The organism is Streptomyces sp. enrichment culture, assembly GCF_964272855.1.
GTDB lineage: Bacteria > Actinomycetota > Actinomycetes > Streptomycetales > Streptomycetaceae > Streptomyces.
Genome location: NZ_OZ186847.1, coordinates 6,380,141 through 6,405,654 on the forward strand (window position 1 = coordinate 6,380,141; position 25,514 = coordinate 6,405,654).

Annotated in this window: 21 protein-coding genes and 1 pseudogene; 11 read left to right on the plus strand and 11 right to left on the minus strand. The window is 72.1% G+C overall.

The annotated features are described in order from the left end of the window. Nucleotides 1-5 precede the first annotated feature (5 nt). The 4 genes from ACSU6L_RS28215 to ACSU6L_RS28230 all read right to left on the minus strand — a co-directional run bounded on the left by ACSU6L_RS28215 (nucleotide 6) and on the right by ACSU6L_RS28230 (nucleotide 5,759). Nucleotides 6-935 carry a branched-chain amino acid ABC transporter permease gene (locus ACSU6L_RS28215; protein ID WP_365512137.1) on the minus strand — a complete coding sequence of 310 codons (930 nt, stop codon included), beginning with the start codon at nucleotides 933-935 and terminating at the stop codon, nucleotides 6-8. A 114-nt stretch (nucleotides 936-1,049) separates the two neighbouring features. Beyond that, the gene (locus ACSU6L_RS28220) at nucleotides 1,050-2,285 is read right to left on the minus strand and encodes a branched-chain amino acid ABC transporter substrate-binding protein (protein ID WP_437061245.1); all 1,236 of its coding nucleotides are present in this window, start codon (nucleotides 2,283-2,285) and stop codon (nucleotides 1,050-1,052) included. Nucleotides 2,286-2,944: 659 nt separating this feature from the next. Continuing rightward, nucleotides 2,945-3,433 carry a hotdog fold thioesterase gene (locus ACSU6L_RS28225; protein WP_437061247.1) on the minus strand — a complete coding sequence of 163 codons (489 nt, stop codon included), beginning with the start codon at nucleotides 3,431-3,433 and terminating at the stop codon, nucleotides 2,945-2,947. A 46-nt stretch (nucleotides 3,434-3,479) separates the two neighbouring features. Further along, on the minus strand, nucleotides 3,480-5,759 hold the full coding sequence (locus ACSU6L_RS28230) for an FdhF/YdeP family oxidoreductase (protein ID WP_437061249.1): 2,280 nt from the start codon (nucleotides 5,757-5,759) through the stop codon (nucleotides 3,480-3,482). 222 nt (nucleotides 5,760-5,981) lie between these two features. On the opposite strand from ACSU6L_RS28230, the gene polA reads away from it, so the two are divergent. Continuing rightward, nucleotides 5,982-8,708, plus strand: a complete 2,727-nt coding sequence (polA, locus tag ACSU6L_RS28235; RefSeq protein ID WP_437061251.1) for a DNA polymerase I — start codon at nucleotides 5,982-5,984, stop codon at nucleotides 8,706-8,708. Nucleotides 8,709-9,225: 517 nt separating this feature from the next. Here the strand turns inward: polA and ACSU6L_RS28240 are convergent. After that, nucleotides 9,226-10,086 carry a DUF4184 family protein gene (locus tag ACSU6L_RS28240; RefSeq protein WP_437061253.1) on the minus strand — a complete coding sequence of 287 codons (861 nt, stop codon included), beginning with the start codon at nucleotides 10,084-10,086 and terminating at the stop codon, nucleotides 9,226-9,228. A gap of 260 nt (nucleotides 10,087-10,346) precedes the next feature. Here ACSU6L_RS28240 and ACSU6L_RS28245 point away from each other — a divergent pair, with 260 nt between their 5' ends. The 3 genes and pseudogenes from ACSU6L_RS28245 to ACSU6L_RS28255 form a co-directional block, all read left to right on the plus strand. After that, nucleotides 10,347-12,089 carry a lytic transglycosylase domain-containing protein gene (locus tag ACSU6L_RS28245; RefSeq protein ID WP_437061255.1) on the plus strand — a complete coding sequence of 581 codons (1,743 nt, stop codon included), beginning with the start codon at nucleotides 10,347-10,349 and terminating at the stop codon, nucleotides 12,087-12,089. Nucleotides 12,090-12,233: 144 nt separating this feature from the next. Then, nucleotides 12,234-12,368 (plus strand): SPW_0924 family protein, encoded by a 135-nt coding sequence (locus tag ACSU6L_RS28250; protein ID WP_437061257.1) that lies wholly within the window; start codon nucleotides 12,234-12,236, stop codon nucleotides 12,366-12,368. A 19-nt stretch (nucleotides 12,369-12,387) separates the two neighbouring features. Continuing rightward, nucleotides 12,388-13,139, plus strand: a pseudogene (locus ACSU6L_RS28255) (DUF3068 domain-containing protein); the annotation flags it as partial. On the opposite strand, the gene hrpB reads toward ACSU6L_RS28255, so the two are convergent. Together hrpB and ACSU6L_RS28265 are read right to left on the minus strand one after the other, a co-directional pair. Further along, nucleotides 13,132-15,702 carry an ATP-dependent helicase HrpB gene (gene hrpB / locus ACSU6L_RS28260; RefSeq protein ID WP_437061259.1) on the minus strand — a complete coding sequence of 857 codons (2,571 nt, stop codon included), beginning with the start codon at nucleotides 15,700-15,702 and terminating at the stop codon, nucleotides 13,132-13,134. The pseudogene ACSU6L_RS28255 and the gene hrpB overlap by 8 nt on opposite strands. Nucleotides 15,703-15,705: 3 nt before the next feature. Then, nucleotides 15,706-16,530: a class I SAM-dependent methyltransferase gene (locus ACSU6L_RS28265; RefSeq protein WP_437065090.1), complete on the minus strand. Its 825-nt coding sequence runs from the start codon at nucleotides 16,528-16,530 to the stop codon at nucleotides 15,706-15,708. 368 nt (nucleotides 16,531-16,898) lie between these two features. On the opposite strand from ACSU6L_RS28265, the gene rpsA reads away from it, so the two are divergent. The 4 genes from rpsA to ACSU6L_RS28285 all read left to right on the plus strand — a co-directional run bounded on the left by rpsA (nucleotide 16,899) and on the right by ACSU6L_RS28285 (nucleotide 20,709). Then, nucleotides 16,899-18,389: a 30S ribosomal protein S1 gene (gene rpsA, locus ACSU6L_RS28270; protein WP_073942761.1), complete on the plus strand. Its 1,491-nt coding sequence runs from the start codon at nucleotides 16,899-16,901 to the stop codon at nucleotides 18,387-18,389. A gap of 227 nt (nucleotides 18,390-18,616) precedes the next feature. Continuing rightward, nucleotides 18,617-19,555, plus strand: coding sequence for a PAC2 family protein (locus ACSU6L_RS28275; RefSeq protein ID WP_073942760.1), 939 nt, complete (start codon nucleotides 18,617-18,619; stop codon nucleotides 19,553-19,555). An 82-nt stretch (nucleotides 19,556-19,637) separates the two neighbouring features. Next, nucleotides 19,638-20,258, plus strand: coding sequence for a dephospho-CoA kinase (gene coaE / locus ACSU6L_RS28280; RefSeq protein ID WP_437061262.1), 621 nt, complete (start codon nucleotides 19,638-19,640; stop codon nucleotides 20,256-20,258). A gap of 73 nt (nucleotides 20,259-20,331) precedes the next feature. Further along, nucleotides 20,332-20,709, plus strand: a complete 378-nt coding sequence (locus tag ACSU6L_RS28285; RefSeq protein WP_073942758.1) for a tetratricopeptide repeat protein — start codon at nucleotides 20,332-20,334, stop codon at nucleotides 20,707-20,709. Here the strand turns inward: ACSU6L_RS28285 and ACSU6L_RS28290 are convergent. Continuing rightward, a complete protein-coding gene (locus ACSU6L_RS28290; RefSeq protein ID WP_437065091.1) occupies nucleotides 20,706-20,972 on the minus strand; it encodes a DUF6343 family protein in 267 nt (88 codons plus the stop codon). The two genes, ACSU6L_RS28285 and ACSU6L_RS28290, sit on opposite strands and share 4 nt — an antisense overlap. A 214-nt stretch (nucleotides 20,973-21,186) precedes the next feature. Here ACSU6L_RS28290 and ACSU6L_RS28295 point away from each other — a divergent pair, with 214 nt between their 5' ends. After that, nucleotides 21,187-21,882, plus strand: coding sequence for a class I SAM-dependent methyltransferase (locus ACSU6L_RS28295; RefSeq protein WP_437061264.1), 696 nt, complete (start codon nucleotides 21,187-21,189; stop codon nucleotides 21,880-21,882). A gap of 58 nt (nucleotides 21,883-21,940) precedes the next feature. Here the strand turns inward: ACSU6L_RS28295 and ACSU6L_RS28300 are convergent, their stop codons facing one another. Continuing rightward, nucleotides 21,941-22,417, minus strand: coding sequence for an RNA-binding S4 domain-containing protein (locus tag ACSU6L_RS28300; protein WP_437065092.1), 477 nt, complete (start codon nucleotides 22,415-22,417; stop codon nucleotides 21,941-21,943). Between the two features lie 333 nt (nucleotides 22,418-22,750). Between ACSU6L_RS28300 and ACSU6L_RS28305 the strand changes: the two genes are divergently transcribed. Then, a complete protein-coding gene (locus ACSU6L_RS28305) occupies nucleotides 22,751-23,464 on the plus strand; it encodes a uracil-DNA glycosylase (RefSeq protein WP_437061266.1) in 714 nt (237 codons plus the stop codon). 75 nt (nucleotides 23,465-23,539) lie between these two features. Continuing rightward, the gene (gene pip, locus ACSU6L_RS28310) at nucleotides 23,540-24,502 is read left to right on the plus strand and encodes a prolyl aminopeptidase (protein WP_437061268.1); all 963 of its coding nucleotides are present in this window, start codon (nucleotides 23,540-23,542) and stop codon (nucleotides 24,500-24,502) included. A 64-nt stretch (nucleotides 24,503-24,566) separates the two neighbouring features. On the opposite strand, the gene ACSU6L_RS28315 is transcribed toward pip, so the two are convergent. Next, the gene (locus ACSU6L_RS28315; RefSeq protein ID WP_437061270.1) at nucleotides 24,567-25,055 is read right to left on the minus strand and encodes an N-acetyltransferase family protein; all 489 of its coding nucleotides are present in this window, start codon (nucleotides 25,053-25,055) and stop codon (nucleotides 24,567-24,569) included. Next, nucleotides 25,052-25,465, minus strand: a complete 414-nt coding sequence (locus ACSU6L_RS28320) for a RidA family protein (RefSeq protein WP_437061272.1) — start codon at nucleotides 25,463-25,465, stop codon at nucleotides 25,052-25,054. The genes ACSU6L_RS28315 and ACSU6L_RS28320 overlap by 4 nt, the downstream gene beginning before the upstream one ends. Nucleotides 25,466-25,514 lie beyond the last annotated feature (49 nt).

Here is a 25,514-nt window from a genome sequence, read left to right on the forward strand (position 1 = left end):
GGGTATCACGCCCGATCCGCGACGCGTTCGCCGAGCAGGCCCTGTGGCCTGAAGAGCAGGACGAGGATGAGCAGCGAGAAGGCCCACACGTCCTTCCAGGCGCCGCCGCCGAAGAGCTCCATGCCGGGGATGTCACCGACGTACCCGGTGGCGAGGGACTCGGCGACGCCGAGGACGATGCCGCCGAGCATGGCGCCGTAGATGTTGCCGATGCCGCCGAGCACGGCCGCGGTGAAGGCCTTCAGGCCCATCAGGAAGCCCATGCGGAAGCCGACCTGACCGTTCTTCAGGCCGTAGGCGACGGCGGCGATGGCGGCGAACGCGGCACCGATGGCGAAGGCCATGACGATGATGCGGTCGGTGTTGATGCCCATCAGCTTGGCCGTGTCGGGGTCCTGGGCGGTGGCCTGCATGCCGCGGCCGGAGCGGGTCTTCGTGACGAAGAGGCCGAGCGCGACCATGCACAGCGGGGCGGCGATCAGGACGAAGAGGTCACCGCGCTGGACGCTGGCGCCGAGGATGTCGATGGGGTCGCCGTCGAACTGCGGGAAGGAGACGTCCTTCTTCGCGTCCGGGTACCACATCCACACGACCTGCTGCAGGACGATGGACAGGCCGATCGCGGTGATCAGCGGTGCGAGCCGTGGCGCGGTGCGCAACGGCCGGTAGGCGAAGCGTTCCGCCGCGGTGGCGACGGCCACCGAGACGAGGATGCCGCCCACGATCATGAGGGGGACGGCCGCGCCGAGCGCGAAGCCGTCGGGGAGTATCAGCCAGACGGTGAGGGCCCCGAAGCCCCCGACCATGAAGATCTCGCCGTGGGCGAAGTTGATGAGCTGGACGATGCCGTAGACCATCGTGTAGCCGATCGCGATGAGTCCGTACATCGCGCCGAGGATGAGTCCATTGGCCAGCTGTTGCGGCAGTTCGTTCACCGCAGGGCCTCCGTGGAGTGGTTCGGATATGGCGCCGCGCGGGAGCGCTGGTGGGCGCTACCCGCGCGGCCTGATCAATGTGTGAGGGGGATGTTCTCTCTACTCGTCCCCTGCTCAGTCCACCTTGGGAGAGGCGCTGTACTCCGGCGCCCAGGCGTTGGACTTGACCTTGTACGCGGTCATCAGCGTGTTGGTGGTGTCACCGAACTCGTCGAAGGAGATGGTGCCGGTGACGCCGTCGAACTTGACCTTGGCCATGGCGTCCAGGACCGCCTTGCGGCCGTCGGACGGCAGCTTGCCGTCGTTGCCCTCGACCGCCAGCTTGACGGCCTCGATGATCGACCAGGTGGCGTCGTAGGTCAGACCGCCGTAGGCCTCGTAGTCGTCCTCGAAGTTCTCGGCCTCGTAGTTCTTGATGAACGTCTTGGCGGAGTCGAGCTGCTCGACCGGCTTGCCCACGGAGGTGGCGAGGTCGCCCTCGGCCTTCTTGTTCAGCTTCGGGTACTCGCCGGAGTAGATGCCGTCGCCGCCCATCAGCGGGATCTTCTGGCCGCTGTCCTTGAGCTGCTGGCTCAGCGGAGCCGCGGCCGGGTACTCGCCGCCGTAGTAGAGCGCCTCGGCACCGGTCTTCTTGATCTTGGCCACGACGGAGTTGAAGTCGCGGTCGTCGGGGTTGATGTGGTCGCTGCCGACGATCTTGCCACCGAGCTTGGTGAAGTTCGCCTTGAAGGAGGCGGCGAGACCGGCGCCGTAGGTCTTCTGGTCGTCGATCAGGTAGACCTTCTTGATGCCGGCCTTCGAGTACAGGTACTCGGCGGCGAAGGCGCCCTGGATCTCGTCCGTGGTGGCGGTGCGGAAGAACGTCTTGAACTGGCGGACCGAGTTGCCGGTCTTCCAGCCGTCGCCCTGGGTCAGCTCGGTGCCGGTGTTGGCCGGGGAGACCTGGACCAGGCCGGCGTCGTTGAACGGCTTCTGCATCTGCTGCGAGACGCTGGAGTTCAGCGGGCCGACGACGCCGAGGACGTCCTTGTTGCTGATGAACTTCTGGGCGTTCTGCTGGCCGACGGACGGCTGGGCCTGGTCGTCCAGGGGCTCCAGCTTGAACTCGACGCCCTCGACGAACTCCTCCTTGTTGGCCGTCTTGACGGCCAGCTCGGCAGAGTTGCGGATGCCGAGGCCGAGGGCGGAGAGGTCACCCGTCAGAGGGGCGTCGACGCCGATCACGACAGTGGTCTTGTCGCCACCGCCGCCGCCGCCGTTGCTGCTGTCGTCGCGCGACCCGCATGCGGTGAGGGTGAGCGATCCCGCCGCGAGCGCGGCCGTGATGGCAATGAGCGAACGTTGACGCACGAATCAGGTCCTTTCCCTGGCACGCCGGCTCCCTGTGGAGCACGCCGAGTCGAGCGCGGGACCGAAGTGACTTCGAATCCGTTGGCGCGGTGACTGGCCGTGACTCTAAGCGTGTGTGGGGAACGTGGAGGAGACCCTGTCGAAGGCTGTGACTCTCTTGTTATGACACGGCGTAATGCAGAGCGGTACTCGACGGGTGGAAGAGCGGAATTCTGGCCGATTCGCCCGTTCCATATCGTGAGACTCGCAGGCCTTCATTGCCTCTATCAGTAGTGTTCTTGCCATTTGCTGATGTCGCGGATTCGTTGCTGCAGGCTACTTGAGAGGCCTGCGGGAGCGGCCGTGCGGCGGGGTCCGCCGGGCGCGAAGGGATGCCGAAAAGGGTGCCTTTGTATTGCGCGCGTATTACGAAGAGTTACACTCGTGAAAGGGAATCTGGGGTTCCGGAGGTGCTTTCGCGCATTCGATCACCGGTATGAGAAGGGTGATCTTGCGGAGGAATCCGGTTTTCGGCGGTCTTCGCCGGGCTTCGGCGGTCTTCGTCCGGAAAGGCGGGTGAGGTTCCGTCACGGAAAGGCTCCGGAACACGCGAAAGCCGCCGCGACCGGCCCGTGGCAACGGGCCGGTGCACGGCGGCTGTTGGGAGACCTGGCGAGTCGTCAGCCCAGCGAGCTCGCGCGCTTCTCGTCGCTCGGGGTCACCTCGCGCAGCAGGCAGGTCAGCCGCGCGGTGCACACCCGCCGGTCGTCCTCGTCGCTGATCACGATCTCGTACGTCGCCGTGGACCGCCCCCGGTGCACGGGCGTGGCCACACCGGTGACCATGCCCGAGCGCACGCCGCGGTGATGCGTGCAATTCAGGTCGACGCCGACGGCGATCTTCGAGACGCCGCCGTGCAGCATCGAGCCCACCGAGCCCAGCGTCTCGGCCAGGACCGCCGAGGCGCCGCCGTGCAGCAGCCCGTACGGCTGGGTGTTCCCCTCCACCGGCATGACGCCGACGACCCGGTCCGCCGAGGCCTCCAGGATCTGCACGCCCATCCGCGTGCCGAGGTGCCCGGCGGAGAACAGGGCGGGCAGGTCGACGCCCAGCGCCGCGTACTCGTCGATGACCTCTTGCGGGAACTTCACGGTGTGCTGCTCGCCCATGGGGCCCGGCTCCGTTCGTCTGTCGTCGCTCTGGCTGAGCAAACGCTCAGTCGGTCGCCGATTGTTCCAGACGCACCACGACCGACTTGCTGGCCGGGGTGTTGCTGGTGTCCGCGGTGGCGTCCAGCGGCACCAGGACGTTGGTCTCCGGGTAGTACGCGGCCGCGCAGCCCCGCGCGGTCGGGTAGTGCACCACGCGGAACCCGGGCGCGCGCCGCTCGACCCCGTCCTTCCACTCGCTCACCAGGTCCACGTACGACCCGTCCGCGACGCCGAGAGCGGCGGCGTCCCCGGGGTTCACCAGCACCACGCGGCGGCCGTTCCGGATGCCCCGGTAGCGGTCGTCCAGGCCGTAGATCGTGGTGTTGTACTGATCGTGCGAGCGCAGGGTCTGCAGCAGCAGCCGGCGCTCGGGCAGTTCGGGATACTCCACGGGCGCGGCGGTGAAGTTCGCCTTGCCGGTGGCCGTCGGGAAGCGGCGCTCGTCCCGCGGGGCGTGCGGCAGGGCGAAGCCGCCGGGGACGGCCACGCGCGCGTTGAAGTCCTCGAAGCCGGGGATCACGCGCGCGATGCGGTCGCGGATCGTCGCGTAGTCCTTCTCGAACTCCTCCCACGGCGTACGGCTGCCCTCGCCCAGCACGCGGCGGGCCAGCCGGCACACGATGGCCGGCTCGGAGAGCAGCCGCGGGCTCGCCGGTTCCAGGCGTCCGCGCGAGGCGTGCACCATGCCCATGGAGTCCTCGACGGTCACGAACTGCTCGCCGCCGCTCTGGACGTCGCGCTCGGTGCGGCCCAGCGTCGGCAGGATCAGCGCCCGGGCGCCCGTGACCGCGTGACTGCGGTTCAGCTTCGTCGACACGTGCACGGTGAGCCTCGCCCGCCGCATCGCCGCCTCGGTGACCTCCGTGTCGGGGGAGGCGGAGACGAAGTTGCCGCCCATGGCGAAGAACACCTTCGCCTCGCCGTCGCGCAGCGCGCGGATCGCCCGCACGACGTCGTAGCCGTGCTCGCGCGGGGGAGCGAAGCCGAACTCCTTCTCCAGGGCGTCCAGGAAGGCCGGCGCGGGCCGCTCGAAGATGCCCATCGTGCGGTCGCCCTGCACGTTGGAGTGACCGCGCACCGGGCACACGCCCGCGCCGGGGCGGCCGATGTTGCCGCGCAGCAGAAGGAAGTTGACCACCTCGCGGATGGTCGGCACGGAGTGCTTGTGCTGGGTGAGGCCCATGGCCCAGCAGACGATGGTGCGCTTGGAGGCCAGCACCATGCGCAGGGCCTCCTCGATCTCCGGCCGGGTCAGACCGGTCGCGGTGAGCGTGGTGTCCCAGTCGGCGGCGCGGGCGGCCTCGGCGAACTCCTCGTAGCCGTGGGTGTGCTCGCGGACGAACTCCTCGTCCACCGCGCCCTCGGTCTCGAGGATCAGCTTGTTCAGCAGCCGGAAGAGGGCCTGGTCGCCGCCGATGCGGATCTGCAGGAAGAGATCGGTGAGGGCGGCGCCCTTCAGCATGCCCTGCGGGGTCTGCGGGTTCTTGAAGCGCTCCAGGCCCGCCTCGGGCAGCGGGTTGACGCTGATGATCCGCGCGCCGCCCGCCTTGGCCTTCTCCAGAGCGGAGAGCATGCGGGGATGGTTGGTGCCCGGGTTCTGGCCCGCCACGATGATCAGGTCGGCCTTGTAGAGGTCCTCCAGCAGGACGCTGCCCTTGCCGATGCCGATCGTCTCGCCCAGTGCCGAGCCGGAGGACTCGTGGCACATGTTCGAGCAGTCCGGCAGGTTGTTCGTGCCCAGCTCGCGGGCGAAGAGCTGGTACAGGAACGCGGCCTCGTTGCTGGTGCGGCCCGAGGTGTAGAAGACGGCCTCGTCGGGGGAGGAGAGCGCGGCGATCTCCTCGGCGACGATGTCGAAGGCCCGCTCCCAGGTGACCGGCTCGTAGTGCTCGCCGCCCTCCGGCAGGTACATGGGGTGCGTGAGACGGCCCTGCTGGCCGAGCCAGTAGCCGCTGCGGTTCGCGAGATCGGCCACCGGGTTCGCGGCGAAGAACTCGGGCGTGACCCGGCGCAGCGTCGCCTCCTCGGCGACCGCCTTCGCGCCGTTCTCGCAGAACTCCGCCTTGTGCCGGTGCTCCGGCTCCGGCCAGGCACAGCCCGGACAGTCGAAGCCGTCCTTCTGGTTCACGCTGAGCAGGGTCAGCGCCGTCCGCTTGAGACCCATCTGCCGCTGGGCGACGCGCAGGGTGTGCCCGATGGCCGGGAGTCCCGCCGCGGCGTGCTTCGGCTCGGCGACCTGCGGCGCGTCCTGCACCGGATCGGCCTTCGGTGGCTTCGTCGCCATCGCGCGCTCTCCTTCGCGTACTCGTGTGAGGTACGTCTCCGATCCTCGCACGGGGCACCGACGACGATCAGCCCGCGGGGTCGGGGGCCCGCGTGAGCAACGCTTGCGGAACGTCCCGGGGTTCGCGCGCCCCCTCCCGGCCCGCCCCCGCGCGGTGCCCGGGCACGGCGGCGGTCCCCGCGTGGGGGCCGACTGTCAGTGGGGCGTGGCAGGATCGGGGACGTGGCAGAGACAGCATCGAAGAAGACCGACAACCCCTCCGGCGGGAGCCGTCCCCGGCTGATGCTCATGGACGGGCACTCCCTGGCCTACCGCGCGTTCTTCGCGCTGCCCGCGGAGAACTTCACGACCGCGACGGGCCAGCCGACCAACGCGATCTACGGCTTCGCGTCGATGCTCGCCAACACTCTGCGTGACGAGGAACCCACGCACTTCGCGGTGGCCTTCGACGTCTCCCGCAAGACCTGGCGCTCGGAGGAGTTCACCGAGTACAAGGCGAACCGCTCCAAGACCCCGGACGAGTTCAAGGGCCAGGTCGAGCTGATCGGCGAGCTGCTCGACGCGATGCACGTCTCCCGCTTCGCGATCGACGGGTTCGAGGCGGACGACGTGATCGCCACCCTCGCCACCCAGGCCGAGGCCGAGGGCTTCGAGGTGCTGATCGTCACCGGTGACCGCGACTCCTTCCAGCTGGTCAGCGAGCACACCACGGTGCTCTACCCGACGAAGGGCGTCTCCGAGCTGACCCGGTTCACCCCGGAGAAGGTCATCGAGAAGTACGGGTTGACGCCCGCCCAGTACCCCGATTTCGCCGCCCTGCGCGGCGACCCGTCCGACAACCTCCCCGGCATCCCCGGCGTCGGCGAGAAGACCGCCGCGAAGTGGATCAACCAGTTCGGGTCCTTCGCCGAGTTGGTCGAGCGGGTCGACGAGGTCAAGGGCAAGGCCGGCCAGAACCTGCGCGACCACCTGGAGGCCGTCAAGCTCAACCGCCGGCTCACCGAGATGGTGCGCACGGTCGAGCTGCCGAAGACCGTCGCCGACCTGGAGCGGGCGGCGTACGACCGCAAGGCCGTCGCGATGGTCCTCGACACCCTGGAGATCCGCAACCCCTCGCTGCGCGAGCGGCTGCTCGCCGTCGACCCCGGCGCCCAGGAGGCCGAGACCACCCCGGTCGTCGCGGACGGGGTGGAGCTGGACGGCACGGTGCTCGGCACCGGCGAGCTGGCCGGCTGGCTCACCGAGCACGGCACCGGCCCGCTCGGCGTGGCCACCGTCGACACCTGGGCGCTCGGCACCGGCTCGGTCGCAGAGGTCGCCCTCGCCGCCGCCTCCGGACCGGCCGCCTGGTTCGACCCCTCGCAGCTCGACGAGGCCGACGAGACGGCGTTCGCCGGCTGGCTGGCCGACGAGGCCCGACCCAAGGTCTTCCACAACGCCAAGGGCGCGATGCGGGTCTTCGCCGAGCACGGCTGGACCGTCGCCGGGGTCACCATGGACACCGCGCTCGCCGCCTACCTGGTGAAGCCGGGCCGCCGCTCCTTCGACCTGGAGGCGCTGTCCCTGGAGTACCTGCACCGCGAGCTGGCCCCCGCCGCCGCGGCCGACGGCCAGCTCGCCTTCGGCACGGACGACGGCGCGGAGGCCGAGGCGCTGATGATCCAGGCCCGCGCGGTGCTGGACCTGGGCGAGGCCTTCGAGGAGCGGCTGCGTGAGGTCGGCGCGGCGGACCTGCTGCGGGACATGGAGCTGCCCACCTCCGCGCTGCTGGCCCGGATGGAGCGGCACGGCATCGCGGCGGACCGCGCGCACCTGGAAGCCATGGAACAGATGTTCGCGGGCGCCGTGCAGCAGGCCGTGAAGGAGGCCCACGCGGCAGCCGGGCACGAGTTCAACCTGGGCTCGCCCAAGCAGCTCCAGGAGGTCCTCTTCGGCGAGCTGGGCCTGCCCAAGACCAAGAAGACCAAGACCGGCTACACCACCGACGCCGACGCCCTGGCCTGGCTCGCCGGCCAGACCGACAACGAGCTGCCGGTGATCATGCTCCGCCACCGCGAGCAGGCGAAGCTCCGGGTCACGGTCGAGGGCCTGATCAAGACCATCGCGACGGACGGCCGGATCCACACCACGTTCAACCAGACCGTCGCCGCGACGGGCCGGCTCTCCTCGACCGACCCGAACCTGCAGAACATCCCGGTCCGCACCGACGAGGGCCGGGCGATCCGGCGCGGCTTCGTGGTCGGCGAGGGCTTCGAGTCCCTGATGACCGCCGACTACAGCCAGATCGAGCTGCGCGTCATGGCCCACCTGTCGGAGGACGCGGGCCTGATCGAGGCGTTCACCTCCGGCGAGGACCTGCACACGACCGCCGCCGCGCAGGTCTTCTCCGTCGAGCCCGGCGCGGTCGACGCGGAGATGCGCCGCAAGATCAAGGCCATGTCGTACGGCCTGGCCTATGGCTTGTCGGCCTTCGGTCTCTCCCAGCAGCTGAACATCGAGGCCGCCGAGGCCCGCACCCTGATGGACGCCTACTTCGACCGGTTCGGCGGCGTGCGGGACTATCTGCGCAGGGTCGTCGACGAGGCGCGGGCGACGGGCTACACGGCGACGCTCTTCGGGCGCCGCCGTTACCTGCCCGACCTCAACAGCGACAACCGGCAGCGCCGCGAGGCCGCCGAGCGGATGGCGCTCAACGCCCCCATCCAGGGCACCGCCGCGGACATCGTCAAGATCGCCATGCTGAACGTCGACCGCGCCCTGAGGGAGGCGGATCTCACCTCCCGCATGCTCCTCCAGGTCCACGACGAAATCGTCCTGGAGATCGCCCCCGGCGAACGCGACACCGTCGAGAGGATCGTCCGCCACGAGATGGCCACCGCGGTACAGCTCAGGGCTCCCCTGGACGTCTCGGTGGGCGTGGGCCCGGACTGGGAGTCGGCGGCGCACTAGCAGTGGTTTTCTCGGGGGCGGGACGGCTGTGCCGCCAAGGGGCGCGGGGAACCGCGCGACCAGCCACAGCCGGCCCGCACCCGCGGACGACAAGCAACCCGGCAGACGCTCAGGGAAGACCCGGCTGACCCCGGAGGGCACCTTCACTCCCGTGGCCTCCGTGAAAACGCCCCCACCCACCGCTGCCGTCAAGATGCCGCCATGGGTATACGCATGCTCAGCCTCCGCCGGACGGCGACCCCGCTCCGGCCGGTCCCGGCCTTCTCGGCCGGCGCAAGCACCGCCCGTGTCGCCGGCCCGACGACGGTCCTGCGGCACACCGCGACGGACCTCCGGCGCCGGATCGGCCGACGCGTGCCGTCCGCCGTACGCCTGCGTGACGCCACCGGGGCCCGGCGGCCGCGGGCCGATCTGGTCCGCGGCTATCCGGCGCTGTTCCTGGCCCTGATGTCCCGTCTGCTGTCACGGCCCAGGCCGGCGTACACCGTGACCGTCTTCACCGCGACGGTCCCCGCTCTCAGCGAGCCGCCGAACGGCTCCGGGGCCGGTCCTCGCCGCCCGTGCCCGTACCGTCCGGCACCGAGGCCGGGCGCCACACCCTGACGCCCACGGCGTACAGCAGCACGCCGGCCACCAGCCCGGCGCCCGCGCCGAAGCACAGCGTGGGGATCAGCTCCCAGGGCTTTGCCATGGCACCCCAGTGGTCCCACCACCGCATCACCCGCCGCGCCGCCGCGACCCCGGCGCAACCGCCGATCAGGGCCGCCGCCCACCACCGGTCCCGCGACGACAGCACCGGCACTCCGGACGGCCGCGCGGCGGGGGCACGCCGGAGCGCCCGGGCGGCGAACACGGCGATCACGGCCGCCGCCACCGCCGAACCGCCGTACTGCAGGTACCAGTAGAGCGGTGAACCCGCGATCTCCTCGCCGAGCACCGGGAAGAGCCGCATGCCCCACCGGTCCAAGTGGGTGAACGCGTCCCACACGACATGGGTCAGCGCCCCGAGCGACGCGGAGGCGTACCAGCGCAGCACCAGATCGGCCCGCACGCGCGCGCGGGGCGCCCCGCATCTCAGCAGTGACGCCACGCGGTGCTGCCCCGCGCGCGGAAGCAGTGCCACCAGCGGTTCCCGGATCAGCAGCCACAGCCCCACCAGTAGCCAGGCCACCGCCACATCGACCGTGAACACCCCGGGGAAGGAGTGGGTGACGTCGCCGAACTCCATCGCCTCGGGCAGGGCGCTCGCCGCGTAGTACGTCATGTCCGGCGCGAACGACCCCGCGACCAGCACGGCCGGCAGCAGGCGCCACCGGCCGGTTCCGTCGGTGCGTACGGCGGGCAGAACGGCTGCCGCGTGGCTGAGTGTGAACGGCAACGGAGCCCCCCGCGAAGAACGTTGACGCCCAGTATGCGCAGGGTGTCCGCTCCCTCGGGAACCGCGTGCGTGACTGTCGCGTGCCAAGTAGGGGAAAACGGGCACCGACGGGTGCCCGTGCGTACCAAGTTGTCGTAGGGTCGCCAGGGTTGGCGTGCGGGGAGCGCGTCGAGCCGGCCAACAAAATCACAAAAGCGGATCAACGCCAACAGGACAGGCAGACGCGGGCGCTGGGACGCCCGCTGGGAGGGGTTCACTTCATGGCGGCGCATTTCGGCACGAGGCTGCGCAAGGGGGCGGCGAACACCGCCGTGGCCGCGGCCGCGGTCGCGGCCCTGGCCGCGTCCCAGGCTCCCGATCTGACGACCGACGGCGCCGGCAGACCGACCACCTCCGGCGCGCCCTCGCCCGACGCGCTCGCCGACGACAGCGCGACCGGCAACTCGCCGTACTACACGGACCTGCCGCCGCTGAACAGTCCGAAACCCTCGCCCTCCAGCGGCGCCACCGCCACCCCGGGCGTCACCGGCGAGACCGCGGCGGGCATACCCGCCACCGTCCTCGACGCCTACAAGAAGGCCGAGGCCGAGCTGCGCGAGAGCAAGCCCGGCTGCAACCTGCCGTGGGAACTCCTCGCCGCCATCGGCAAGGTGGAGTCCGGTCAGGCCCGCGGCGGCCGGGTGACCGCCGACGGCACCACGACCAGCCCGATCCTCGGCCCCCAGCTCAACGGCGTCGGCTTCGCCAACATCAGCGACACCGACGACGGCGCCTACGACGGGGACGCCTCCTACGACCGTGCCGTCGGCCCGATGCAGTTCATCCCGTCCACCTGGGAGTGGGCGGGCCGTGACGGCAACGGCGACGGCAAGAAGGACCCCAACAACGTCTACGACGCCGCCCTCGCGGCCGGCCACTACCTGTGCCGCTTCGGCTGGGACCTGTCCACCGACGCCGATCTGCGCAGCGCGATCCTCAGTTACAACAACTCGACGGACTACCTGAACACGGTCCTGTCCTGGCTGGAGTACTACCGCAAGGGCACCCACGAGGTCCCGGACGGCACCGGCCAGCTGCCTGCCGACCGCAGCGACGACACCGTGGGGGCGAGCCCGTCGCCGACGCCGCCCGCGACCTCGAAGCCGCCCACGCACAAGCCGAAGCCCACCCCGCCCGCCTCGGGCGGCGGCTCCCAGACCCCGCCGACCACCCCGCCCGGCACGACCCCGCCGGCCACCCCGCCGCCGACCACGACCCCGCCGACCCCGACCGACACCGTGCACCACCTGGAGGACGCGGGCACCGGGAAGCTGACCGCCATGGCGGGCGACACGTTCGCCGAGCGGATCAGCACCCGCGCGGAGACCGAGTCCGGCGAGGGCGTCGGCAAGGTGCGGGTCCGCTTCACCATCGTCGGCACCACGGACGCCACCTTCCCCGGCGGGGAGAAGGTCGCCACCGTCGTCACCAGCAGCGCCGGCGTGGCCGTCGCGCCCTCCCTCCAGGCGGGGGAGAAGACCGGCTCGTTCACCGTGCGCGCCAACGTCGTGGGCCGTTCGATCAGCGGTGTCGGCTACACCGCCACCGTCACCGCGCGGGCCGCCGACACCCTCGCCCGCACCGGCGACACCGCGCTCACCTGCGTCGCGGGCGGTGAGTTCGCCGACCAGGTCCAGGTGAAGGCGACGTACAAGGGCGCCGTCGCGGACGGTGTCGCGGCCACCGCGACCCTCGTCAAGTCGGCGGACGACCCGACGGCCAACGACAAGGGCCCCTACTTCAAGGACGCGGACGGCAAGCCCGTACGCACCCTGAAGGACCTGAAGACCGACGAGGACGGCCTGCTGACGCTGCCGAAGCTGTACGCGGACGACGCCACCGGCACGTTCCTGCTGCGCATCACCACCACGGGCGGCGCCACGCTGACCGTGGAGCTGAAGGTGACGGCACCCGAGGCCTCGCCCAGCCCGTCGGCGAGCGAGTCGGCCCCGGCCGGCGCGTAACCGCACCCGGCCCGCACGAGGGCGCCCCTCCGCCGCGGCGGACGGGCGCCCTCGTCATGCGTGCGACGTGTTCTCATCTCACCCCGGCGTTGCTACGGCGGCCCGATCTGACGATGCATCAGTTTCCGGAGCCGGGAGGCCCGCATGCGCGCCCTGATCGCCGCCGCGACCGGTCTCGCCCTCGCGTTCGCCCTCGTCCTCACCCTCACCGCGCTCGGCACACCGGACGGCGAGACCTCCCCGAAGCCGCTGCTGACGACCGTGCCCGCACACCCGTGACCCCGGGAGGGAGGCCGAGATGCGCCGCAAGGCCGGCCTGGTCCTGCTCGCCCTCGCCGTGTTCTGCACGGCGCTGTCCCCTCTGCTGCGCCGGTACGCCTTCCCCCGGCTCGCCAAGGTCCCGGCGCACCAGTAGCAGGTCATGGAGGCGAAGGACGCCACCCTCCTCGACTACGGCACCATGAAGGCCGCGAGGTCCCCCGGGTCACGATCGTCCAGACCCTCAGGGGCGACGTGGAGCCCTCCGAAGGCGTGGAGCGGACCACGGACCGGGACGTCGTCGTCCGGGACGGCCTCTCCTACGTCCAGGGCCCCGACGGCGAGATGGTCTCCAGGATCCCCGAGCGGTACGTCTTCGACGCCCACACCCAGGAACCCGTCCACGCAGGCGGCGAGACGGTCGACGGCGACCCCGTGCGGCGCGAGGGCATCGAGTTCAAATGGCCGTTCCTGACCGGAAAACGGAACTACCAGTACTTCGACGCACAAGCGCGCGTGACGGCCCCCATCCACTACAAGGACACGCGGGACTTCCGCGGCCTGGAGGTCTACCACTTGGAGCAGACCATCCCCTGGACCCGGGTCCCCTCCCCAAAGGCCATGCCCGTCGAGGGCGTCACCCCCGTCCTGCTGACGACGTCCTACCTGCCCTGGGGCCTGCTGACCCTCGGCGCCCTCCTGCTGGCCCTCGCCCTCCTCCTGGAGGCCCGCGGCCGCCGGCCCGGCGGCCCGCCCCCCGCGCGGACCACCGAACCCGCCCCGCTCACCGCCTTGGCCGCGCGTTGGTGTGCCGGGTCGGCTCCGCCGTCGCCGGATCCTCGGGCCACGGATGCTTCGGATACCGGCCGCGCAGTTCCGCGCGGACACCCCGGTAGCCGTCCTTCCAGAACGAGGCGAGATCGGCGGTGACGGCCGCCGGCCGCCCGGCGGGCGAGAGAAGGTGCACCAGCAGCGGCACACCGGCCACCCGGGGCGACTCCTGCAGCCCGAACATCTCCTGAAGCTTCACGGCGAGCACCGGCCGCTCCGGATCCGCGTAGTCGATCCGTACGGCCGACCCGCTCGGCACGGTGATCCGCTCCGGCGCCAGCTCGTCGAACCGCGCGGCGTCGCCGGACGCCCACGGCAGCAGCCGCGCCAGACAGTCCGCGGCGCCGATCCGCGCCAGATCCGCCCGCCGCCGCGCCCGGCCCAGCTCCGGCTCCAGCCACTCCGCCACGCGCGCGTGCAGCGCCTCGTCGGAGACCTCGGGCCAGGGCTCGCCGAGGTGCAGCCGGAGGAACGCGAGCCGCTGCCGCAGGACGACGGCCTCCCGCGACCACCGCAGCAGCCCGAACCCCTCCCGCCGCAGCCCGTCGAGCAACGCCTCCCGCACTAGCTCCGGGGCGGGCTCGGCGAGGGGCCGTACGGCCAGCTCGACCGCCCCCAGCCGCTCCACGCGCCGGGCGACGACGTCGCCGTCCGCCCAGCGGATCTCGTCGCCCTCCGCCAGCAGCGCCCCCGCCGCCCGCCGCGCGACGTCCTCGTCGACGGCCGCCGCGAGCCGCACGCGCGCGTGTCCCCGGCCGACGGGCCGGTCGGCCACCGCGACCGCGATCCACCGCGCGCCCCGCAACGCCGTGCCCTCACCGGCCTCGGCCCGCGTCCCGGACACCATCAGATAGGAGCCACCGTCGACGCGGGCCGTCCGCTCCGGGTAGGCCAGGGCGGCGACCAGCCCGACGAGGTGGTCCTCTCCGGTGCTCGCCCGACCGCCCGCACTTCGATCACGAGCTGTGTTCGTCCGATCGTTCGCGCCGTCCGCCCCGGCCGCCCGATCGAAGCCGCCGGCCTCGCCCGCCAGGGCCCGCAGCCGCCGCACCTCCGCGCGCCACCGAGCCGCGTACCCGTCACCGCCGCGCCGGGCGGCCCGCAGGGCACCGGCCAGATCGTCGCCGTACTCACGCGGCGGCTCCTCGCTGAGCAGCGCCACGACCTCGGCGGCCCGGTCGGTACCGACGAGCGGCGCGGCGTCCAGCAGGGCACGGCCCAGCCGGGGGTGCAGACCGAGGCGGGCGAGCCGGACGCCGCGCTCGGTGGCCCGCCCGGCGGAGTCCACCGCGCCGACCGCCGACAGCACCTGCCGCGCCGCCGCCATCGCGCCGCCCGGCGGCGGATCGAGCAACGCCAGCCCCGTCGCCTCCGGATCGCCCCAGCAGGCGGCCTGGAGCGCGAACGCCGTCAGGTCGGCCACCTGGATCTCCGGAGCCGGGAAACGCGGCAGACGCGCGTCCTCGGCCTCCGCCCAGCACCGGTACACCGCACCCGGCGCCTCACGCCCCGCACGCCCGGCCCGCTGCCGCCCCGCCGCCTGCGAGGCCCGTACCGTCGTCAGCGCGCTCAGACCGCGCGCGTGGTCCACCCGCGGCTCCCGCGCCAGCCCCGCGTCGACGACCACCCGCACCCCGGGGACCGTCAGCGACGACTCCGCGACCGCCGTCGCCAGCACCACCCGACGGCGCGCCCCCGGCGCCAGCACCGCGTCCTGCACCTCCGCCGGGGCCCGCCCGTGCACCTGGAGCACCTCGACGTCCCCGAGACGCCCCAGCTGCCCGGCGACCCGGGCGATCTCGCCGACACCGGGCAGGAAGCACAGGACGTCCCCCGGCCGCTCGGCCAGCGCCCGCCGCACCACCGACGCCACATGCGTCAGCAGCGCCGGATCCACCCGCATCCCGTGCGGCGGCCGTACGGGACGGGCGGGCGGCGCCCAGACCACCTCCACCGGATGGGAGACGCCCCGCGCCTCGACCACCGGCGCCCCGCCCAGCAGCCGCGCCCACCCCTCGGCGTCCGTCGTCGCCGACGCGGCCACCAGCCGCAGCTCCGGCCGCAGCGCCTCCCGTACGTCCCACAGGAAGGCCGCCGCCGTGTCCGCGTCCAGATGCCGCTCGTGGCACTCGTCGAGCAGCACCACGTCGACCCCGGTCAGCTCCTGGTCCCGCTGCAGCCGCTGCAGCAGCACACCGGTCGTGACGACCTCCACGCGCGTGTGCCGCCCGGCCACCCGCTCGCCGCGCACCGTGTAGCCGACGGTCCCGCCCGCCTTCTCGCCCAGCAGCCACGCCATCCGCCGGGCCGCCGCCCGCGCGGCGATCCGCCGCGGCTCGGCGACCAGCACCCGCCGCGCGGGCCCCTCACCCAGCAGCCCGGCGAGCGCCAACGGCACCAGCGTCGTCTTGCCGGTACCGGGCGGCGCCACCAGCACGGCGGCACCGGGCCCCTCCAGGGCGTCCCGCAGCGCGGGCAGGGCGTCGCGGACGGGCAGGGCGTCCAGGGCGTCGTGCCGGATCACGCCTCAGTCCCGCTCGCAGACGAAGATCGCCGTACCGGGGATCAGACTGCCGCGCAGCGGCGACCAGCCGCCCCACTCGACGGTGTTCCACGCGGGCCACTCCGGCTCCACCAGGTCCACCAGCCGGAAGCCGGCGGCCACGACGTCCCGGACCCGGTCGCCGAGCGTCCTGTGGTGCTCCACGTACACCGCGCGGCCCTCGTCGTCCTGCTCGACGTAGGGCGTGCGGTCGAAGTAGGAGGCGGAGACCGACAGCCCCTCCGGGCCCGGCTCGTCCGGGAAGGCCCACCGGATCGGATGGGTCACCGAGAAGACGAAGCGGCCGCCCGGCCGCAGCACCCGGCGCACCTCCCGCAGCACCAGCCGCGGGTCCGCCACGAACGGCAGCGCGCCGTACGCCGAGCACGCCAGGTCGAAGGAGGCGTCCGCGAAGGGCAGCGCGCTCGCGTCGGCGCACACCAGCGGAAACGATCCGCCGATCCGCAGGGCGTGCTGGAGCTGGCGGTGGGAGAGGTCCAGGGCGACGGGACGGGCCCCCTGGCCGGCCAGCCAGCGCGCGCACTGCGCCGCGCCGGCGCCGATCTCCAGGACGTCCTTGCCCTTCAGCTCCTCCGGCGGGCCCAGCAACTCGGCCTCCACCTCGTCCAGGCCCTCCGGGCCCCACACGAACCGGTCGTCGCCGAGGAACGTGCCGTGCTCGATCTGGTACTCGTCCGCGTTGCGGTCCCACCAGCCCCGGTTGGCCCGGGCGCTCTCGGCGACCCCGGCGTCACGACGGGTGGCCTCAGGCTCGGATACGGGCTCGGGGGAAACGGGCTCTTGGATGATGGGCTCCCTCGTCGTACTCTTCCGTGCAACCCGTCCAGGCGGCGTCGCCGAAGGGACGCGCCGAGGCCGTCGTGGCCTCAGGAGACAGGATTTGTGCCGGGAATGCGGCGAACCGCCCCGGGTGTGCGGCTTCGCGCATTGACCCTGCCCGGCTGCCCCCGTATGCTACAAGTTGCGCTGCGGGCCTGCGCACCTCAGACGTAGCAGGCTGCGCTCGCATCTGTTGTATGTCCCCTCGGTTGTCGAGGCGCCAACACCGGTTCCCCCGGTGAGGCGCTTCCTTGGCTGTCCGGCTTCTGCAGAGCGAAACGGGCTCCCGGCGTAGCAGTACCTACGACTTCAATGTCCGTACCGGAGCCCTTTCCCACATGACGAGCAGCACCGAGACCACCGCCACCACCCCGCAGGTAGCGGTCAACGACATCGGTAACGAGGAAGCCTTCCTCGCAGCGATCGACGAGACGATCAAGTACTTCAACGACGGCGACATCGTCGACGGCGTCATCGTGAAGGTCGACCGGGACGAGGTCCTGCTCGACATCGGTTACAAGACCGAAGGTGTCATCCCGAGCCGCGAACTCTCGATCAAGCACGACGTCGACCCGAACGAGGTCGTCGCCGTCGGCGACGAGATCGAGGCCCTGGTCCTCCAGAAGGAGGACAAGGAAGGCCGCCTGATCCTCTCGAAGAAGCGCGCCCAGTACGAGCGTGCCTGGGGCACCATCGAGAAGATCAAGGAAGAGGACGGCATCGTCACCGGTACCGTCATCGAGGTCGTCAAGGGTGGTCTCATCCTCGACATCGGCCTCCGCGGCTTCCTTCCGGCCTCCCTGGTCGAGATGCGCCGTGTTCGCGACCTTCAGCCGTACGTCGGCAAGGAGCTCGAGGCGAAGATCATCGAGCTGGACAAGAACCGCAACAACGTGGTCCTGTCCCGCCGTGCCTGGCTCGAGCAGACCCAGTCCGAGGTCCGCCAGACCTTCCTCACGACCCTGCAGAAGGGTCAGGTCCGCTCCGGCGTGGTCTCCTCGATCGTCAACTTCGGTGCCTTCGTGGACCTGGGTGGCGTCGACGGTCTGGTCCACGTCTCCGAGCTGTCCTGGAAGCACATCGACCACCCGTCCGAGGTTGTCGAGGTCGGCCAGGAGGTCACCGTCGAGGTCCTCGACGTCGACATGGACCGCGAGCGCGTCTCCCTGTCGCTGAAGGCGACCCAGGAAGACCCGTGGCAGCAGTTCGCCCGCACCCACCAGATCGGCCAGGTCGTGCCCGGCAAGGTCACGAAGCTGGTTCCGTTCGGTGCGTTCGTCCGCGTGGACGAGGGCATCGAGGGTCTGGTCCACATCTCCGAGCTGGCCGAGCGCCACGTGGAGATCCCGGAGCAGGTCGTCCAGGTCAACGACGAGATCTTCGTCAAGGTCATCGACATCGACCTCGAGCGCCGTCGCATCAGCCTCTCGCTGAAGCAGGCCAACGAGTCCTTCGGTGCCGACCCGTCCGCGGTCGAGTTCGACCCGACCCTGTACGGCATGGCCGCGTCCTACGACGACCAGGGCAACTACATCTACCCCGAGGGCTTCGACCCGGAGACCAACGACTGGCTGCCGGGCTACGAGAAGCAGCGCGAGGAGTGGGAGCGCCAGTACGCCGAGGCGCAGTCCCGCTTCGAGCAGCACCAGCAGCAGGTCATCAAGTCCCGCGAGGCGGACGCCGCTGCCGCCGCCGAGGGTGGCGAGGCCGCCGCTCCGGCCGCGACCGGCGGTTCGTACTCCTCCGAGGGCGGCGACACCTCCGGCGCCCTGGCGTCGGACGAGGCGCTTGCCGCGCTGCGCGAGAAGCTCGCCGGCGGCCAGAGCTGAGCTCCCCCCGAGGGGGCACCCCAGCTCCTCGCTGAGGGTTAGCCGATGACCGAGGGCCCGCATCCCGTCAGGGATGCGGGCCTTCGGCGTTTCCGGGACCGTACGCGGGCGACTCGGTGCCCCATGGCGAAGCCGCCCACCACGCGCGGTAGTTGATCGGGACCGGACGGGAATGCCCGTGCTCCGCGCCGCGTTGTGCAGTACGAACACGAGGAGGAGCGGTCACAGTGCTTGATCCGCAGGGTTTGTACACGTGGGAGCCGAAGGGCCTGGCCGTCGTCGACATGGCGCTCGCCCAGGAGTCGGCCGGTCTTGTCATGCTCTACCACTTCGACGGATACATCGACGCGGGCGAGACCGGCGACCAGATCGTCGACCGGCTCCTCGACTCGCTGCCCCACCAGGTCGTCGCCCGCTTCGACCACGACCGGCTCGTGGACTACCGGGCCCGCCGTCCGCTGCTGACCTTCCGGCGCGACCGCTGGACCGGCTACGAGGAGCCCACGCTCGCCGTCCGGATCGTCCAGGACGCCACCGGGGCGCCCTTCCTGCTGCTGTCCGGCCCCGAGCCGGACGTCGAGTGGGAGCGCTTCGCGGCGGCCGTCGAGCAGATCGTGGAGCGGCTGGGCGTGCGCCTCGCCGTGAACTTCCACGGCATTCCCATGGGCGTCCCGCACACCCGCCCGGTGGGCCTCACCCCGCACGGCAACCGCAGCGAGCTGGTCCCCGGCCACCGCAGCCCCTTCGAGGAGGCGCAGGTGCCCGGCAGCGCCGAGTCGCTGGTCGAGTACCGCCTGATGCAGGCCGGGCACGACGTGCTGGGCGTCGCCGCGCACGTGCCGCACTACATCGCCCGCTCGCCGTACCCGGACGCGGCGCTGACCGTCCTGGAGGCCGTCACCGCGGCCACCGGGCTCGTCCTCCCCGGCATCGCGCACTCCCTGCGCACCGACGCGCACCGCACCCAGACGGAGATCGAGCGCCAGATCCGCGAGGGCGACGAGGAGCTGACGGCGCTCGTCCAGGGTCTCGAGCACCAGTACGACGCGGTCGCCGGCGCCGAGACGCGCGGCAACATGCTCGCCGAGCCCGTGGAGATCCCGTCGGCGGACGAGATCGGGCGGGAGTTCGAGCGGTTCCTCGCGGAACGTGAGGGAGACGGCTGAGACGCGGGGCGGGGCGGGCCGGTCTGCCCGGCCGGCGCCCCGCCGGGGTGCGCCGCCGGTGGCAGGGCCTAAGCTTCCGCTCATGCTGACAGTGGGCCTGACCGGCGGCATCGGCGCCGGCAAGAGCGAGGTGTCGCGGCTCCTCGTGGAGTGCGGTGCCGTACTGATCGACGCCGACCGCATCGCGCGTGAGGTGGTCGCGCCCGGGACGCCCGGGCTCGCCGAGGTCGTCGAGGCCTTCGGCGAGGAGGTGCTCGGCCCGGACGGCGGTCTGGACCGGCCCAAGCTGGGCTCGATCGTCTTCTCCGATCCCGGGAGACTGGCCGTCCTCAACTCGATCGTGCACCCCCTGGTCGGCGCCCGCTCCCGCGAGCTGGAGGCCGCGGCCGCGCCGGACGCCGTCGTCGTGCACGACGTACCGCTGCTCACGGAGAACGGCCTGGCCCCGCTGTACGACGTGGTGATCGTCGTCGACGCCGCCCCGGAGACCCAGCTCGACCGCCTCGTCCGGCTGCGCGGCATGAGCGAGGAGGACGCCCGCGCGCGGATGGCGGCACAGGCGACCCGCGAGAAGCGCCGGGAGATCGCGGACATCGTGATCGACAACGACGTACCGCTGGAGGAGCTGGAGCGGCGGGTGAAGGAGGTCTGGGCCGAACTGGCGCGCCGAGCGCGCACGCCGAAGCAGCCGGCCCAGGAGTAGGCCTGGGCACGGGCCAGGAATAGCGGCCTGGCTCGCGGGCGTTGAACGGGTGCAGCGAGGGAAGGAACAAGCCGTGCCCGAGATCAGCGGTTCGACCGGACGTACGCCGGAGACGGACGTCATCGACTTCCGCGCTGCCGAGCAACTGCTCGCCGCGCGCGACCCGCGGGGCGCGGTGAAGCTGCTCGACGGAGTCATCGCCGCGCACCCCGAGAACACCGCCGCGCGGCTGCTGCGCGCCCGCGCCTTCTTCGCGGCCGCGCAACTGCGGCCCGCCGAACTCGAATTCACCATCGTGCTGGAGCGCGAGCCGGACAACGCGTTCGCGCACTTCGCGCTCGCCCGTACCTACGAGCGTCAGGGCCGCCCCGACCAGGCCAAGCGCCACTTCCGTCTGGCGGCCGCGCTGGACCCCAACCCGGAGTACCTGAAGGCGGCGCGCTTCGACTAACGCGGGTGGTTCTTCGGTGGCTCGTACGGCGGGACGTCGGGCCCGGGCTGGTAGTGCGGGCCCTGGCGGATGTGCCGGAGGACCATGATCATGTCGATCGTGGCCACCAGCCACAGCACGCCGCAGGCGATGGCCCAGCCGACCCGCCCTACCAGGGCGAACGCGGCCGTGCCGAAGATCGCCCAGGTCAGGCCCCACAGGCTCAGCCAGAAGCGCGCCCGCAGTGCACTGCGCGCGGTCATCGGCTCACTGCCGGTACGCATCGGACCACCACTCCTCCTTGAAACGTACTCCTGGGCGCCGTCACGCTCCAGGCCCCGGGCCCATCCGTCCCGCCAGGGGTTCTCCGGCTGGGTGCCGACCGGGTGGCAGCCGGGTGCCGGCCGGGCGTCGACCGGCCGTCGCCGGGTGTCGCTCGAACGGGTGGTGTCGCGGTGGGGTGGGAACGGGCGTGCGGGAGCGGTCCGTTGGCCGGTCATGGAGCTGAAAATGCGAGCGGGACATCAGGGGACGGGGCCCGGGGCGATCACCCCGGACGGCTGCGCGGTCGAGCTCTACTCACGGCTTCCGGTCGGGCCGGAGCCGGACGTCATCGCCTCCGCCGTGCCGGCGGGTGCGCACATCCTGGAGCTGGGCAGCGGGGTGGGGCGGATGACACATCCGCTGCTGGAGCGTGGCTACCGGGTGACGGCGGTCGACGAGTCACCCGAGATGCTGGAGCGCGTCCGCGGGGCGCGGACGGTCCTCAGCCCGATCGAGGACCTGGACCTGGGCGAGACGTTCGACGCGGTGCTGCTGGCCTCCTTCCTGGTGCACACCGGGGACCCGGAGGTGCGGAGGGGGCTGCTGCGGACCTGTGTGCGGCACGTGGCGGAGGACGGCTGCGTGCTGATCCAGCGGGAGGGCGAGGACTACCACACCGACGTGCCGCGTGAGCGGGTCGACCCCAGCGGTTTCACCGTGCGGATCGTGTCGTCCGAACCGGTCGGCGAGGGCCTGCGTTCGGTGCGCGCGGAGTACGAGTTCCCGGACGCCGCCTGGACCCAGACGTTCCGGGTGCGGCCCCTGACCAAGGAGCAGTTCGAGGACGCGCTGGCGGAGGCAGGGCTGAAGGTGGACAGATATCTGACGGAGGACCGGATCTGGGTGAGGGCGGTGCCGGCGGGCCGGTAGGCCCGTAGGTCCGCCGTCCCCGTGCATCTGTCAGGCCGTACGCCGCCCCCGCCTGGATTCATCGCCCTCCAGGGTGGCCTCCGAGGCCTCCGGGACCTCCGGCGCCCCCGAGGCCACCCAGGCCGCGGAGGCGTTCCAGCTCGCGGCGGTCGCGCTTGGTCGGCCGGCCTGCGCCGCGGTCGCGGATTCCGGCGGGGGCCACGGCCTCGCGGGGCGGTGGCGGCGGGCTGTTGTCGATGTAGCACTGCACGGCGACCGGCGCACCGACCCGCTTGCGGATCAGCCGCTTGACGACGACGACACGCTCGCGGCCCTCGTGCCGCAGGCGCACCTCGTCGCCGATCCGCACCGAGTGAGCGGGCTTGACCCGCTCACCGTTCACCCGGACGTGCCCGCCCTTGCAGGCGGCGGCGCCGAGGGAGCGGGTCTTGACCAGCCGTACCGACCAGATCCAGCTGTCCACCCGTACGGTCTCGCCGCTCGCCGGCGCGGCGGCCTCGGCGGCGGCGATGGCCGCGGCGACCTTGGGATCCACGGGGCCGGAGCCAGCGGCGGGCGCGGGGTGGCCGCCGGAGCCGGTGCCGACAGTGTCCGGCGCAGCCGCCGAGACGCTCTCCTCGGGCTTCCCGGCGTCGCCGGTCCGCGGAAGCACCTGATCCTGAGCGGTCGGCCGCGCGTGCTCCCGGCTTCCGTCCGGCCCGGTGCCCTCCGGTTCCCGGCGTGCCACGACGTCCCGCGGTCCGCTCCCGGTGGGGCCGGGGATCTCGGTGCCCCGTCGGCGGTCCCCACGGCGGCCGTCGCCTCTGTTCCTGTCCGTACGCTCGGAAGCCATGCCCCGACCTTAACGCCGCGCCCGTACCGTTGAGGCATGGACAGCCTGGCCGACCTGGACGCCCGGATCGCGGACTGCGTCGCGTGCCCACGGCTGGTCGCGTGGCGTACGGAGGTGGCCCGCGTCAAACGCGCCGCCTTCGCCGACCGGACGTACTGGGGCCGTCCCGTCCCGGGGTTCGGGCCGGCGGACGCCCGGCTGCTGATCGTCGGGCTCGCCCCGGCCGCGCACGGCGGCAACCGCACCGGGCGGATGTTCACCGGCGACCGCTCGGGTGACGTGCTGTACCAGGCGCTGTACGACGTGGGGCTCGCCTCCCAGCCCACGGCCGTCACCGCCGACGACGGCCTGGAGCTGTACGGGGTGCGCGTCACCGCGCCCGTGCACTGCGCCCCGCCCGCCAACAAGCCCACGCCGGGGGAGCGGGACACCTGCCGGCCCTGGCTCGTCCAGGAGCTGAGGCTGCTGCGTCCGACGCTGCGCTCGGTGGTCGTGCTCGGCGCCTTCGGCTGGCAGGCGGCGCTGCCCGCGTTCGCGGAGGCGGGCTGGACCGTGCCGAGGCCGCGCCCCGCCTTCGGACACGGCGCTCGCGTCCACCTCGACGCCTCCGACGCCCCCGAAAGCGCCACCGGCCTCGACCTCTTCGGCTGCTTCCACGTCAGTCAGCGCAACACCTTCACCGGCCGGCTCACCCCGGAGATGCTGCGCGAGGTGCTGCGCACGGCGGCGACCGCGGCCGGGCTGCCGTAGGGCCGGAGTCACTGTCGGCCGCCGCCCGGCCGGAAACCGGGCGACAGTCCGCCGGGGCGGCGTTACGTTGCTGCGATGGCCCTCTACCCGGAGATCGAGGCGTACGACCACGGCATGCTGGACGTCGGCGACGGCAACCGCGTCTATTGGGAGACCAGCGGCAACCCGCGCGGCAAGCCGGCGCTGGTGCTGCACGGCGGGCCCGGCTCCGGCAGCCTGCCCTACTTCCGGCGGCTGTTCGACCCCGCGGCCTACCGGATCGTCCAGCTCGACCAGCGCGGCTGCGGGCGTTCGACACCGCACGCGGGCGTCCACGGGGCCGACATGAGAGTCAACACGACGGCCCACGTCATGGCCGATCTCGAGCTGCTACGCCGGCATCTGGGCGTCGAACGGTGGCTGGTGTGGGGCGGCTCGTGGGGTTCGGTGCTCGGGCTGCGCTACGCGCAGACGCACCCCGGGGTGGTCTCGGAGCTGGTGCTCACAGGGGTCGCGACCGGCTCGAACCCCGAAGTGGCCCTGATGACCAGGGGGCTGGGGAAGATCTTCCCGGAGGCCTTCGAGCGATTTGTGTCCCTCGTGCCCGAGGACGAGCGCGACGGCAACCTCGCCGCCGCGTACAACCGGCTGCTGGAGTCCCCGGACCCGGAGGTGCGGGAGCGCGCGGCGCGCGGCTGGACCGACTGGGAGACGGCGACCGTGCCGGCCCCGCCGCGCTCGGTGGCGCGCTATGAGGACCCGGAGTTCCGGATGGGCTTCGCCCGGACGGTGACCCACTACTGGGGCCACGACCACTTCCTCGGCGACGGCAACGACGAGGGGGTGGTGCTGCGCGACGCCCACCTGCTGAAGGGCGTCCCGGGCACCCTGGTGCAGGGCGCCCTCGACTTCGGCAACCTCCTGGGCGTCGTATGGCGTCTGCACCAGGCCTGGCCCGGCAGCGAGCTGCGGATCGTGGACCAGGCCGGGCACAGCGCGGGCGCGCCCGGCATCGCGGACCTGCTGGTCGCCGCGACGGACGGGTACGCCCGCCGCTAGGCAGGCCAGGGACCCTGCTGGGGATTCGACCGGGAGAGTTCTGCCAGCGCCCCCCCGTGCAGTGTCAGCTGTGGGCGGCGGCGCCGGGCGGCTGGTCCGGCCGCCAGACGTAGCGCACGTCCGGTTCCCGTTCCTCGTTCACGCTGCCGTCCGTCCACTCGACGGCGACGAAGCCATGACGCTCGTAGAACCGGTGGGCGGGCGTGTTGACCTGGAAGGTCCACAGGCCGAGGCCGTCGGGCCGGCGCTCCTTGGCCAGCGCGACGAACCGGTCGCCGAGACCTCGCCCCCGCCAGTCGGGAGCGAGGTACAGCTGCGACAGCTCCGCCTCGTCCAGCACCATGACCCCGACCAGCCCCGTCCCGTCCGCCGCCTCGGCGACCCACGTCTCGTGGCGCGGCACGACGACATGCCGGAACCAGTCGCGGACCTCGTCGTCCGAGTGCGCGCGTACGACGCCCGGCAGCGCGGCGGCGAAGGACCGCAGCCACACGTCGGCGGCGGGGCGGGCGTCGGAAGGGGTCGCCCGGCGCAGCGCGGCCGCCGGCGTCACGGGTGGCTTTCCTCGGGGACGACGGCGGTGGCCGTTATCTCCACGAGCTGTCCCGTGTAGCCGAGGCAGGCCACACCGATCAGGGTCGACGAATGCGGGCCGGTGCCGAGCCCGGACGCCTCGACCACGTCCCACACCGCGGAGAGCGTCGCGGGCTCACCGCTCACCACGTACACGTCGGTCGCCACGACGTGCGCCAAGTCGCTGTCCACCGCGCGCAGTTGTTCCTCCAGATTGGCGATCACCTGCCGTGCCTGCCGGACCGGATCGCCTTCCCCGACCAGCTTGCCCTCGGCGTCGAGCGGAACGGCCCCGGCGAGGAACGCCAGTTTCGTGCCGGCCTCGACCACGGAGGCGTGGGAGTAGGTCGGGGGCGGGAACAGGGTGGGCACGGTGACGCGTCGGATCATGAGCGCTCCTGAGCTGTCGATGACGGACGTCCGGCCGACGATCAGTCGG

Excerpts from the sequence above, each read along its gene's own strand:
- ACSU6L_RS28225 (WP_437061247.1), bottom strand. The coding sequence starts at position 3,433 with ATGGGCGAGCAGCACACCGTGAAGTTCCCGCAAGAGGTCATCGACGAG.
- ACSU6L_RS28230 (WP_437061249.1), bottom strand. The coding sequence starts at position 5,759 with ATGGCGACGAAGCCACCGAAGGCCGATCCGGTGCAGGACGCGCCGCAG.
- ACSU6L_RS28245 (WP_437061255.1), top strand. The coding sequence starts at position 10,347 with ATGGCGGCGCATTTCGGCACGAGGCTGCGCAAGGGGGCGGCGAACACC.
- ACSU6L_RS28250 (WP_437061257.1), top strand. The coding sequence starts at position 12,234 with ATGCGCGCCCTGATCGCCGCCGCGACCGGTCTCGCCCTCGCGTTCGCC.
- rpsA (WP_073942761.1), top strand. The coding sequence starts at position 16,899 with ATGACGAGCAGCACCGAGACCACCGCCACCACCCCGCAGGTAGCGGTC.
- coaE (WP_437061262.1), top strand. The coding sequence starts at position 19,638 with ATGCTGACAGTGGGCCTGACCGGCGGCATCGGCGCCGGCAAGAGCGAG.
- ACSU6L_RS28290 (WP_437065091.1), bottom strand. The coding sequence starts at position 20,972 with ATGCGTACCGGCAGTGAGCCGATGACCGCGCGCAGTGCACTGCGGGCG.
- ACSU6L_RS28295 (WP_437061264.1), top strand. The coding sequence starts at position 21,187 with ATGGAGCTGAAAATGCGAGCGGGACATCAGGGGACGGGGCCCGGGGCG.
- ACSU6L_RS28305 (WP_437061266.1), top strand. The coding sequence starts at position 22,751 with ATGGACAGCCTGGCCGACCTGGACGCCCGGATCGCGGACTGCGTCGCG.
- pip (WP_437061268.1), top strand. The coding sequence starts at position 23,540 with ATGGCCCTCTACCCGGAGATCGAGGCGTACGACCACGGCATGCTGGAC.
- ACSU6L_RS28320 (WP_437061272.1), bottom strand. The coding sequence starts at position 25,465 with ATGATCCGACGCGTCACCGTGCCCACCCTGTTCCCGCCCCCGACCTAC.